Source organism: Desulfobulbus sp., assembly GCF_031547805.1.
Lineage (GTDB): Bacteria > Desulfobacterota > Desulfobulbia > Desulfobulbales > Desulfobulbaceae > Desulfobulbus.
Genome location: NZ_JAVBRQ010000035.1, coordinates 40,143 through 52,592 on the forward strand (window position 1 = coordinate 40,143; position 12,450 = coordinate 52,592).

General features: G+C 61.3%; 9 protein-coding genes. 3 read left to right on the plus strand and 6 right to left on the minus strand.

The features are described from left to right. Positions 1-75: 75 nt before the first annotated feature. From msbA to RMR13_RS12450, 3 genes are read left to right on the plus strand one after another with little or no spacing between them, the layout of a single operon-like run. A complete protein-coding gene (msbA, locus tag RMR13_RS12440) occupies positions 76-1,827 on the plus strand; it encodes a lipid A export permease/ATP-binding protein MsbA (RefSeq protein WP_310600947.1) in 1,752 nt (583 codons plus the stop codon). Continuing rightward, positions 1,827-3,059 carry an O-antigen ligase family protein gene (locus RMR13_RS12445; RefSeq protein WP_310601074.1) on the plus strand — a complete coding sequence of 411 codons (1,233 nt, stop codon included), beginning with the start codon at positions 1,827-1,829 and terminating at the stop codon, positions 3,057-3,059. The genes msbA and RMR13_RS12445 overlap by 1 nt, the downstream gene beginning before the upstream one ends. A 45-nt stretch (positions 3,060-3,104) precedes the next feature. Next, positions 3,105-4,190: a glycosyltransferase family 9 protein gene (locus RMR13_RS12450; protein ID WP_310600948.1), complete on the plus strand. Its 1,086-nt coding sequence runs from the start codon at positions 3,105-3,107 to the stop codon at positions 4,188-4,190. On the opposite strand, the gene RMR13_RS12455 is transcribed toward RMR13_RS12450, so the two are convergent. The 6 genes from RMR13_RS12455 to RMR13_RS12480 all read right to left on the minus strand — a co-directional run bounded on the left by RMR13_RS12455 (position 4,177) and on the right by RMR13_RS12480 (position 12,275). Continuing rightward, on the minus strand, positions 4,177-4,980 hold the full coding sequence (locus RMR13_RS12455; protein ID WP_310600949.1) for a glycosyltransferase family 2 protein: 804 nt from the start codon (positions 4,978-4,980) through the stop codon (positions 4,177-4,179). The genes RMR13_RS12450 and RMR13_RS12455 overlap by 14 nt on opposite strands. Further along, a complete protein-coding gene (pilB, locus tag RMR13_RS12460) occupies positions 4,977-7,175 on the minus strand; it encodes a type IV-A pilus assembly ATPase PilB (protein WP_310600950.1) in 2,199 nt (732 codons plus the stop codon). The genes RMR13_RS12455 and pilB overlap by 4 nt, the downstream gene beginning before the upstream one ends. Positions 7,176-7,407: 232 nt before the next feature. Then, positions 7,408-8,343: an FAD-dependent thymidylate synthase gene (locus RMR13_RS12465; protein ID WP_310600951.1), complete on the minus strand. Its 936-nt coding sequence runs from the start codon at positions 8,341-8,343 to the stop codon at positions 7,408-7,410. A gap of 72 nt (positions 8,344-8,415) precedes the next feature. After that, a complete protein-coding gene (gene nifS, locus RMR13_RS12470) occupies positions 8,416-9,600 on the minus strand; it encodes a cysteine desulfurase NifS (protein WP_310600952.1) in 1,185 nt (394 codons plus the stop codon). Next, positions 9,600-10,436 (minus strand): Fe-S cluster assembly protein NifU, encoded by an 837-nt coding sequence (gene nifU, locus RMR13_RS12475; RefSeq protein ID WP_310600953.1) that lies wholly within the window; start codon positions 10,434-10,436, stop codon positions 9,600-9,602. Before nifU ends, nifS begins: the two co-directional genes overlap by 1 nt. An 81-nt stretch (positions 10,437-10,517) precedes the next feature. Continuing rightward, a complete protein-coding gene (locus RMR13_RS12480; protein WP_310600954.1) occupies positions 10,518-12,275 on the minus strand; it encodes a phosphoglucomutase in 1,758 nt (585 codons plus the stop codon). Positions 12,276-12,450 lie beyond the last annotated feature (175 nt).

Genomic DNA, 12,450 nt, shown 5'->3' on the forward strand with positions numbered 1-12,450 from the left:
CGGCTCAGCCGGGTTGTGTTTTTTTCGTCCGCCCGCCTCCGTCCGGCCCGTTCCCTAATTCTTTCTTGCCCGAACATGACGAATAAAGAGATCGTTGTCCGCCTGATGGCGGTGCTCAAACCCCACAGGACCAAGCTTGTGGTCGCCATGGTGGCGATGATCGCGGTCGGAGGATTCAACGCGCTCCAGGCCTATCTGGTCAAGCCGCTGCTGGACGAGATTTTTTTCAAGCAGGACGCGCACCTGCTCAATCTGCTGCCCCTGGCCCTGCTGCTGGTTTTTTTCATCAAGGGATTTTTTTATTTCCTCTACTCCTATTTTCTGGAGCTGGTCGGGCAGTGCGTCATCCGCGATCTGCGGACCATGGTCTATGCCCATGTCATGGCGCAGCCCCTGAGTTTTTTTCACAAGACCTCGACCGGCGAATTGATTTCCAGGATCATCAACGATGTCAGTATCGTCCAGGGTTCGGTTTCCTATACCCTGATCCGCTCCCTGCGGGATTTCTGCTCCGTCTTCGGGCTGCTGGGGGTGATTTTCTACATGGATTGGCGCCTGGCCCTCATTTCCCTGGTCTTTTTGCCCATGGCCGGCGTGCCGCTCGTTGTTTTCGGGCGGAAATTCAGGAAAATCAGCACCAATTACCAGGAGAGGTTGGGAGAGGCGACCAGCCAGCTGCACGAAACCATCGCCGGGGTGAGCATCGTCAAGGCATTCTGCATGGAGCCGTTCGAGAAAAAACGGTTTGCCGGCCGGATGCAGAACATCATGAATATCCTGCTCTCCGAAACCTGGTACAACAGCCTGTCCCATCCTTGCATCGAAATGCTCGCCGGCCTCGGCATGGCGGTCATCATCTGGTTCGGCGGCAGCCAGGTCCTCGCCGGACACTCGACACCAGGGGCCTTCATGGCCTTTTTTACCGCGCTGTTGATGCTGTACGAGCCGATCAAGGGAGTGAGCAAGGTCAATTCCAATATCCAGCAGGGCGTGGCCGCGGCCCATCGCATCTTCACCTTGCTGGATGTCCGCCCCGACATCAGCGAAGCGCCCGATGCCACGGCCATGCCCCCGTTTGGTAAGCACATCGAGTTCGACCGGGTCACCTTCGGCTACGACCCGGCCACGCCGGTGCTCAAGCAACTCTCGTTTCGGGTGAATCGGGGAGAGGTACTGGCGGTGGTCGGGCCCAGCGGCGGTGGCAAAACCACCCTGACCAATCTGCTGCTCCGCTTCTACGATGCCGACCAAGGGCGGCTGTTGGTCGACGGTGCCGATATTAGAGGCTACACCCTGGCATCCCTGCGCCACCAGATCGCGGTGGTGACCCAGCAAACCGTGCTGTTCAACGACACGGTGCGAAACAACATCGCCTACGGCAGCGGCGACTGCTCGCAGGAGGCGCTCCTGGCCGCGACGCGGGCTGCCAATGCGCTCGATTTCATCACCGCATTGCCCCAGGGATTCGACACCGTGATCGGCGAATCCGGGGCGCGGCTCTCGGGCGGGCAGCGACAGCGGCTTTCGATTGCCCGGGCGCTGCTCAAGGATGCGCCCATCCTCATCCTCGACGAGGCCACCTCGGCGCTGGATAACGAATCGGAACGCGAGGTCCAGCAAGCCCTGGAGAACTTGATGCACAACCGGACCACGCTCGTCATCGCCCATCGCCTGTCCACCATCCAGAACGCCGACCGGATTATCGTGCTCAAGGATGGACAGCTGGCGGAAGAAGGAAAGCACGGAGAATTGCTCGTGCTCGGCGGCGAGTACAGCTATCTCTATCGCCTCCAGTTCAGCGGCGACGCCGAGAAGGAACATCCGTGATGCAGCGACGTGTCGAGCCGGTATGTCTGTGGTTGTGCATGGCCCTGGCATTTTTTCTCCCCCTTTCGACCTCGGCTGCCAGTGCGGCGGCCTGTCTCCTTGTGCTTTGCGGATTGGCCGAAGGCCGGTACGGCGAGAAGCTGCGAGAGATCCGCACCAGCCCGCTCGTCATCGCCATCATCGTCTATGCCTGTGTGCTGCTGATCGGTTTGTGCTGGACCGAATCCCTGCCCGACGGATTGGCGGTCATCCGCAAGCAGTGGAAGGTGCTGGTGGCACCGCTGTTCCTCGCAACCATCCGCTGGGAATGGCGCTGGCGCTGTGTCGGCGCGTTCATCGCCGGCGTGGCCGCCACCATGCTCGTCATCACCTTGGATCAGTTCGGTCTGTTGCAGAGGGGGCTCTCCGACGCTCAGCTCTTTTTTCACACCCAGACCGTCCAATTGCAATATACGCCGATGCTGGCTTTTGCCATTTATCTCCTGGTGCATCAGCTTCTGTGGAAGTGGAAAGGCGGGTGGCAATGGTGGAGCATGTTGGCGTTTACCGGGCTCCTGGTTGTCCATCTGTTCACGACCATGGGCCGGGCGGGCCATTGCGCCTTTTTTGCGCTGATGTTTGTCCTGTTGTTTCAATATTACCGGAAGAATCTGCTCAAGGCCTTCCTGCTTGCCGCAGTCATTTTTCCGCTCGTCTTTGTGGCTGCCTATCGGTTGAGCCCGGTGTTCCAGGCGCGGATGGACGCGATTGTCGACAATGTGCGCACCTTCCATGAAAATTCCAATACTTCTGTAGGGTTGCGCCTGCATTACTGGACGATCTCATGGCAGCTGATCAAACAGTCCCCCTGGCTGGGAGTGGGAACAGGGGATTTTGAGCGTGAATACCACAAAATGAACGAGAGGTTGTCGCCCGATATGCCTCCAACCAACAACCCGCACAACCAGTATGTTTTTCTTGCGACTCAACTCGGTATATTGGGCCTGTTGAGCCTGCTGGGGCTTGTGTTCGCCCACTTGTACCAGGCCGTTCGCGTCACCGACGGCTGGGAACGGATTCGCATAGCTTTTCCCGTCTTTTTTATGGTGATCATGTGTTTCGAATCCTATCTCAATCTCGTCGGCACCGGTTTCCTTTTTTCCTTGATGAGCGCGATTCTTTTCAAGAAACCTCAGCCGGCCGCCATTCCCTTCACCCGGGAAGAGATCGCCCCCTCGATCCCGATGGCCTGAGAGATGCGAGACTGGCGGTGTGCCCACCGGTCCCGAGGATACCGCATGGACAATCTTGACGGCAAACACATCCTGTTCATCAAGCAGAGCTCGCTTGGCGATATTGTCCATGCCCTGCCGGTGGCGCATGCCCTCAAGCGATGCTTCCCCGAGTGCCACCTCGGGTGGATCGTCGAGCGCGGTCTGGAGACGATTTTGGAGCGTGACCCGGCGATCGAGCGCATCCATCCCATCCACATTCCCTCGACCAGCGAGCCGGGCGTCCGGTGGCCGGTCTATTTCCGGGCCCTTTCGGCCACGGCCGCTGTCCTGCGCGGCCTGCGCCGCAGATTTCGCTCAGAGCCCTACGATCTGATTCTCGACCTTCACGCTTCCTTCCGCAGCGGTCTCTTTGCCCTGATGAATCCCGGTGGCACGCGGATCGGGTTCGGCGATGCCAGGGAGTTGAACCCCCTGTTTCAGCACCACCTGCTCAAGGAGGCCTCCCGCTCGATGCATGCGGTGGAGAAAAACCTGCTCTTTTGCCACTTTCTTGGCTGTGCGCCCCGGAAGGAGGACTTCTACCTGGCCACCGGCCCGGCCGACGAACAGCAGGCCGCGGACTTTCTGAAGGCATCCGGGATCGCGCCGGGGCAGCGCTTCGTCTACCTCAATCCGGCGGCGAGGTGGCAATCGAAATTCTGGATTCCGGCGCGGTGGAGCGCACTTTGCGACCGATTGGAGGTGGCCGGGGTCAGGACGGTCTTTGGCGGCAGTCCCGACGATCTCGTCCACATCGAACCCATCGTGGCCGCCATGGGCCATGGAGGCGCACGCATCGCCGCCGGCCGCCTGAGCCTGATGGCCTCGGTGGCCCTGATGAAGGCGGCGTCGGCCTATGTCGGGGTCGATACCGGCCCCATGCACATCGCCGCCATGGTGGGCACGCCGGTGGTGGCCGTGTTCGGCCCCACCCATCCCGAGCGGGTGGGACCGTATGGCGTGAACAATGCGGTGGTCCGGGCGGAAGGGCTGGACTGCCTCTGCTGTCGGAAAAGGGATTGCGGCCATCAACGGTGCATGGAAGGCATCACCGTCGACATGGTCTACGACAGGACCATGGCCTTGATCGCGCCCATCACTCCGGGGTGATGCGCGGTAGCGGCGGCGAGGGCGGCGGACTCCACTGGGAGCGGAGTTCGTGGAATTTGGCGTACTTGTAGAAGGTGCCCTCGAAGTTGTAGAGGGCGATGATGAATCCCGGCCAGCCGTCGAGCATGCCCCGCTTGAGGAAATACATGTGGCAGAACGACCAGGCCCCGTGGGCCAGGGCGGTCCACAGCGAGCAGTTGCCGCGTCTGGTCAGGGCCAGCTTGTCGGCGCCGAGGGTGGAGTATTTGTTGGCCTTGTGCATGATCTCGCCCAGCCCTTTGAAGGGATACTGCCAGATCGCATGGCGCAGATACCCCACCGGTCGGCCGGAAACCACGGTGAATTCCTCGTGGACCGGATCGTCTTCCTTGAAGACCAGAGCACCTTTTTTGAAGAGCTGGGGTTGGCGGTAATCCGGATAGAACCCGGAATAGCGGATCCAGCGGCCCATGAAGAAATTCCGGCGGGGAACGTAATAGGCATCGGCCTGGGGGGCGCGCAGGCAGTCCAGTATCTCGTCCCGCGCCTCGGGGGTGCAGCGTTCGTCGGAATCGAGCGAGAAAATCCAGTCGTGGGTACAGGCGGCCATGGCCCGGTTGCGCAGGTCGCCGAACCCCTGGAAGGGAATCTGCACCACCCGGGCGCCCATCTCCTCGGCCAGGGCGGCGGTGTTGTCCTGGCTGTGGGAATCGGCCACCACGATTTCGTCGGCCCAGAGCACCGAGCGGATGGCGTCCTGGATCTTGTCGGCCTCGTTGTAGGCAATGATGTAGACGGAAACCTTGTTCATGCCTGACGCACCACCTGCGGCGGCCGGACCTTGGTGGCGCTGGCGAGTTGCACCACGATCCGGTCGGTCTTCTGGAGCCGTTCCACCAGGGTCTTGAACAGGTGTTTGGAGACGTCCGGGTACTTCTCGATCAATTCCGACAGCTTGTCGCCGGGGTAGCGCTTGATGCTGCACCGGCCCACCGAGATGATCGAAGCCGAGCGCGGCTCTTCGAGGATGGCGGCCATCTCGCCGAAGTATTCACCCGGCTCGCTGATTTCCGCGATCTTCTTGCCCGAGCGGAGCACCGCCACCTTGCCCCTGATCAGCTTGAAGAAGTCCTTGTCCTTGTTGCCTTCCTGGATCACCACGTCGCCGTCTTCGTAATTTTCCACATCGGGGTTGACCAGATACGCGGGCAGGCTGTCCTCGTGGGCCACCGTCCGCTTCAAAACCTCTTCCAGGCTGGTGACGCCTTCTCGGGCCTTCTGCAGGCCAGCCTCGCGGAGAGTAAACATGCCTTCCTGCACCGCCACCTTGCGCAGCTGCTCCTCGGACACCTCGGCCTGGATGGCCTGGGCCACCGGCTCCGTCACTTCCAGCAGCTCGAAGAAGCCGACCCGGCCCCTGTAGCCGCGGCCGTTGCAGTCCGCGCAGCCCTTGGCCTTGAACAGCTTGAGCTCATCCAGCTCGCTCTCCTTGAACCCGGCGTTCAACAGCGTCATCCGGTCGTATTCGGCCGGGGTCTTGCATTTCTGGCAGAGCCGTCGTCCCAGCCGCTGGGCCAGGACCATGGTGAGCGAGGAGGCCAGGGCATAGGGCGGGATACCGATGTCCACCATACGGCTGACCGTGGCCGGCGCGTCGTTGGTATGCAGGGTGGAGAACACCAGGTGGCCGGTCATGGCCGCCTTCATCGCGATCTCCGCGGTTTCGATGTCGCGGATCTCGCCGACCATGATGATGTCCGGGTCCTGGCGGAGAAAGGCCTTCAGGGCCGCGGCAAAGGTCATGCCGACCTCGGCGTTGACGTTGACCTGATTGATGCCCTTGAAGTTGAATTCCACCGGGTCTTCCGCGGTCAGGATCTTGATGTCCTCGTTGTTGAGCGAGTTCAGGGCCGAGTAGAGGGTGACGGTCTTGCCGGAACCGGTCGGCCCGGTGACCAGCAGCAGCCCCTGCGGCCGGTTGAGACACCGCCGCAGGGCGGCAAAGGTGTCGACGGTGAAGCCGAGCTTGGTCAGGTCGACATTGAGGGAATCCTTGTCCAGAATACGGAGAACGATGCCTTCGCCGTGGAGGAGCGGCAGGGTGGAAACGCGGAAGTCGACCGCCCGGTTGCGGCCCAGGCGGATCTTGATGCGGCCGTCCTGGGGCACCCGCCGTTCGGTGATGTTGAGGCCGGCCAGGATCTTCATGCGGGCGGCCATGGCGTTTTTGATGGTCAGCGGCAGGTTCATCGACTTGAACAGCGAGCCGTCCTTGCGGTAGCGGACCTGCATGGTCTTCTCGAAGGGTTCGATGTGGATGTCGCTGACCCCTTCCTGTACCGCCTTGACCAGGATGCCGTTCACCAGCTTGATGATGGGCGCGTCCGAGGCGGAAAACTGCTCGAAGTTGGATTCCTCGATCCCGCCGCTGTCGAATTCGAAATCCTCGGCCGCATCGGACACCAGGGCGCCGAAGTCGTCCACCTGGGTGACCGACACATCCTCGTGTTCGGGTTCGAACTTGAAGAAGCTCTGATATTCCTCGTCACTGATCTGATAGAATTTTTTGTACCCGTCGATGATGTCCCGGGCGGTCGAGACGCAGAGATTGAGATTTTTCTGGACAATATCCTGGAGCTGCTCGACCTCGTTGCTGTCGGTGGGCTCCGCCATGGTCACCTGGAGGGTGTTGCCGGCGAGCCTTAAGGGCAGGCACATGAACTGCTTGGCGGTTTCGTAGGGAACGAGCTCCAGGGCTTCCTTACTCGGCGCCTCCTGGTCGAGCGAGACCAGGGTGTAGTTGTGCATGCGGCTGAGGAAGTTGGCGATGGTATCCCGCTCGATGGCACCATTTTCCAGCAGAATCCGGCCCAGCCGTTCTCCGCTTTTCCTCTGGGTTGTCTTGGCCTCTTCAAATTGGGTCAAAGTGATGTAGCCGGCCTTGCTCAGCAGCTCGCCGATCTTGAGCCTGCCGGCGCCGGATTGATCCTTGACCGTCCTTTTCATCGAGCCTCTGGAGGCGTCGGGTGCGGATTGTCCTGATTTGAGAGCCATATGTGCGTCTTATCCCTGCAATAAAAGTGGAATGTGATGTTTTTTCAGCATTGTACAATACATGCACGGATGAGTCAAAAAGAAGAAATATTTTCAAAAAAGAAGTGGAAGGCAGGAAAAGCGAGGGGCCATCTTTAAAAGATGGCTCGACCGGACGGATCTGGCTTCCCCTCTTCGTTGCGGATCAGGAAAATATGGTCGGGTAGCGGCGCTCCAACTCCTGGGCCAAGGGAATCATGACCTCGCGCATCGACGGCTCGGCCGCTGGCGGGGTGCGGAGGGCACACATGTGCTTCCACTCGGCGAGATTGGCGTAGACGATGATTTCGGTCTTGCAGGAGTTGGGCAGCACGGTCCGGGCCGCTTGCGGCGAGGAGGTCTGCAGCAGCCGGAGGTATTGAGCTTCCATGGCCTCCATCGCCTGTTGCCACATCGTGAATTCCGCGCTGTCTTCCGCAAAAAAGACTGGTTTGATAAAGGTGACTTCGTTGCCGAACTTGTCGGCGGAATAGCGGCAATAGCGCTGGCTTTCCTGGAGAAACGAGCAGGGGCGATGGCGGACCAGTTCGTGGGTGACCGCGCGGTTGACGATAAATTTGACGGCCAGGAATCGATGCCGGGCGCAGAGCGGCGGGGCAAGCCGTTCCACCTCGTTAAGTTCCAGCTTGTCGATGCGCACGCCCGTGGGCGCCGCCTCATCCTTGGGCGTTGCCGGCGTTTCGAAAAAGTAGGGGTGGCGGTGGCCAAGAAATTGCACAATGGCCCGGCAGATAGCGTCCTCGGGATGGAAGAGCCGCATCTCGCGAAAGGCGCGAATGGAACCGGTGATCAGTAAGCGATCGTCTTGCAGCCGGTCGATGTGCAGGAATTTCGGCTGGCGGAAAAAAAGGGCCTGGATTGGTTCCGGGGTGGCGCAGGTGGCGACCAGCGTGGCCACCCCCATCTCCAACACGGAGTTGTGGCCGTTGATCGCCATCTTCTTGACAAAAGGGATGGCCGAGTCGCTGTCGATTCGCTCCTCGCTTTTATAGCAGATCCGGCCGCAGTATTCGATCCGGACCGGGAGGGACTGCCGGTCAAGTTCATCAAGGATGGCGAAGCTTGGTGCAATAATACGCATGGCGGCTCGATGGCAATGGGGGTGGAAAAAGGCGCCGCCGGCCGGAACGCGGCGGCGCCTGGAAATGGCGCGCTAGTTGCCCTCCCAGAAGGGGGACAGGGCGCGCAACTTGGCGATGATGCCGGGCAAGGTCGCCAGGACGAAATCGACTTCCTGTTCGGTATTGTAGATGGAGAGGCTGAACCGGATCGAGCCGTGCGCCGCGGTGAACGGCACGCCCATGGCCCGGAGGACATGGGAGGGCTCCAGGGAGCCGGAGGTGCAGGCCGAACCGGAGGAGGCGCAGATGTTGTGCTGGTTCATGTGCAGCAAAATGGCCTCGCCCTCGACATACTCGAAACTGATGTTGGCGGTGTTGGGCAGGCGTTGGCTCGAATGCCCGTTGAGCAGCGATTTGGGAATGGTGCCCAGCAGCCCCTGTTCGAGCTTGTCCCGCAGCGCCCGCACCCTGGTGTTTTCCTCGGCCATTTTTTCGGCCGCCAGGGCGCAGGCCCGGCCCAGGCCGACGATCGAGGCGACGTTTTCGGTGCCGCCCCGGCGGCCGTGCTCCTGGTGGCCGCCGTTCATGAACGGGATGTAGGGCGTGCCCTTGCGAACGTAGAGTACACCCACTCCCTTGGGGGCATGGAGCTTGTGGCCGGAAAGGGAGAGGAAATCGATGGCCGTTTCCTTGAGCTTGATCGGGATTTTGCCCACCGCCTGCACCGCGTCGGTATGGAAGAGGATGCCCCGCTCCCGGGCGATCTCCGCCATCTCCTCCACCGGGAAGAGCACCCCGGTCTCATTGTTGGCCCACATCACGCTGACAATGGCGGTATCGTCGGTGAGGCTTTCCTTGAACCGCTGCAGGTCCAGGGTGCCGTCGGCGGCGACCGGCAGACGGGTGACGTGGTGTTTGCGGCCGGTAAAGCTCTCCAGGTTGTCGCACAGGTTCTTGACCGCCGGATGCTCGACCTTGGTGGTCACCAGGTGGTTCTTGCCCGGATTGGTCTGGAGGGCGGAGAGAATGGCGGTGGAGTCGCTCTCGGTGCCGCAACTGGTAAACACGATTTCGCCGGGCTCGGCGCCGAGCAGGTCGGCGATTTCCTGGCGGGCCTTGTTGAGCGCCTGGCCGACCTGGCCGCCAAAGGTGTACATGGAGGAGGGATTGCCGTAGAACTGGGTCAGATAGGGCATCATGGCATCCACCACCTCGGGCGCGATCCGGGTGGTGGCGTTATTGTCCATGTAGATGACCTGTTCGGGTAGCACAGCCATTACTTGTCCTCCTCGACGATCAGGCTTTCCAGAACCTGTTCGCGCAATTTCCTTTCCACATATTCCTTCAGGGTCGTCCGAGAAGAATAACAGTTGGCGCAGGCCCCCCGCAACGACACGGTGACGAAATCGCCGTCCACGTCGACCAGCTGGATGTCACCGCCGTCCTTTTTCAAGGTGGGCTTGATCTCCCGCTCGATGACCTCTTCAATCTTCTTGATTTTCTCCAAAGTGGTCATGCGCTTCTTCTTGGGCGCGCCGGTTGGCTCGCCGGCCGCGCCCTCGACCGTCTCGGCCAGCAGGGCCCGCAGCTTGCCCTCGCACTTGCCGCAGCCGCCGCCCGCCTTGGTGAAATGGGTGATGTCCTCCACCGAAGTCAGCGCGTTTTCGCGGATCGCCCGGATAATTTCCAGATCGGTGACCCCGAAGCATTCGCACACCACCTCGCCCTGCGCCATGGGCAGGATGGCGCCGGTATAATCGGCGATGGCCGCTTCCAAGGCCTCGCGGCCCATGACCGAGCAGTGCATCTTTTCCTTGGGCAGGCCGCCCAGCGCCTTGGCGATGTCGTCGTTGGTCAGCTTCTTGGCGTCTTCCAGCTTCATGCCCTTGAGCATTTCGGTGAGCATCGAGGAAGAGGCGATGGCCGAGGCGCAGCCGAAGGTCTTGAACTTGGCGTCGGTGATCACCTGGTTTTCATCGACCCTGATGGTCAGGCGCAGGGCGTCGCCGCAGGCAATGGAGCCGACGTTGCCCACACCGTCGGCATTCTCGATTTCGCCGACATTTCTGGGGTTGATGAAATGATCCTGGACTTTATCGGTATATTCCCACATGACAATTCTCGGTAGTGATGGTTGTTGAGGCGTGCAAATCCCTTGTTGTTCATAGGAACAGGGAGGGAATCCCCTGCTACATTAGGGCAAGAGTCCTATTTCGGCAAGCATCGATTTGGCACTTTTCACCAGCAGGGCGGTTTCTTCCGGACTTCTGGCCTCGACGTAGAAACGGACCTTGGGCTCGGTGCCCGAAGGGCGGATCATGATCCAGGAGCCGTCGTCCAAAATCATCTTCCGGCCGTCGATATCGATCACCTCGACAATGGTCCGCACCCCCTCGCCGACCCGGACCTCGCTGCCGGGGCCGTAGGCGCGCAATTGGTCCAGGCTGCGCAACAGGGTTTCCCCTTGCTGGGAAACGGCGACCCCGTCGCGGTCGGGATAGTAGTGGCCGAATTGGTCCTCGATTTCGGCAAGATACTGGCCCAGCGGCTTGTTCAGGGAAAGGGTCATGTCGATCGCCAGGATCAGGCCGATGAAGGCGTCCTTTTCCGGGGTGTGGCCGATGACGGAAATGCCGTCGGATTCCTCGAAAAAGACCAGGGCCTTGTCGATCACCGGCTTGAATTCCTTGAAGCCGACCTTGGGTTCGAACACCGCCTCGCCCAGCTGGACGGCCAGGGCATTGGCCAGGTTGCTCGAGGCCACGGTTTTGGCGACCATGCCCCGCTTGCCCTTGATCTCATGGAGGAAATGGTAGGCCATCGCCCCGAACTGGTTCATCGAAATCTCGACCATGCCGTCGGTGAAGCGGATGCGGTCGCCGTCGGGATCGATGATCGCCCCGAGCTTGAGCGGCTCGGGCCGGGCCGACAGCGTTGCCAGCACCGGTTGCATGTTGGCCGAGGAGGGTTCGGGCGCAATCCCGCCGAAGGTGGGATCGGCATCGGCCCGGAGCAGTACCAGCCTTTCGGCCGGGGGATTGTTCAGCAGGCGGCCGAGATAACCGCGGGCGGCACCGTGGACCGCGTCGACGCAGACGACCGCCTGGTCGTTGCGCGCCAGGTCGGCCAGCAAACGGTCGTAATCGATGCCGTGGAGAGCTGCGTTGGCGCGGACCAGTTGCTGCCAGCTGGCCAGGGCGTCGTCGCGCTCGACGCCCGGCAGGGTTTCCGGCGGCGTGTCGAGATCGAGCTGTGCCGGGATGAGGTCGGGAGCGCCCGACTCCATGTATTCCCCGGTCAGGCGGGTGATGGTGTCGGTGAGGATCGGGGCCGCCGGGCCGGCATCGGCGGCGTTGTACTTGAAACCGCCGTATTCCAGGGGATTGTGGCTGGGGGTGAGGTTGATGGAAAAGGCGGCCCGGTGGACGAGCACCGAGGCCGAGAGCGCGCCGGTGGTGGCTTCGCCGGCGTAATGGATCTTCACCCCGCTGGCCCGGAGCACGGCCACCGCCGCCCTGGCCAGCAGGGGGCCGCCGAAACGGTTGTCAAAGCCGACCACGCAGCCGCGTTGCCGCATCTCGGCGAAATCCGCCACGCCCAGGGCTTGCCGCAGCGCCTGGTTGCCGGCCGCCTCCCGGTACATGCCGAGGATGGCGGCGGTGACCACCGCCACCGAGCGTGCGAACAGATCCTTGCCCAATGTGCCCCGCCAGCCCGAGGTGCCGAAGGCGACGGCCTTGCTCGGCTTGCCGGTCCGGGTGCGGATCTCGTCCTCGATCAGCCGGTAGATGCAGTCGATGCCGGCCTGCCATTGCTGGCGGTCCGCGGTCGACGTCGCCGCGTTCCGGCCCGCGACCAGGCGTTTGATCGCCTCGAAATAACGGCTTTGCTCATGGTTTCCGGTGACAATGCTGTCGGCGCTGATGGCGAGGATCTCGTTGGCAATGGTCATGGCGGCTCCGTTTCGGTACACCTGCTTGATGAGAAAAAAATAAATATATTTCGTTAGTATAGCTTGTTAGGCCAATCTTGGCAAGCCTTGGCGGCAGTACCCGGCCCGGTCGTGGCGCTCCGGACGCGGGGGGACGTTTCGGTTGACCGGGATACGTTTTTTTTCTACAATCAAC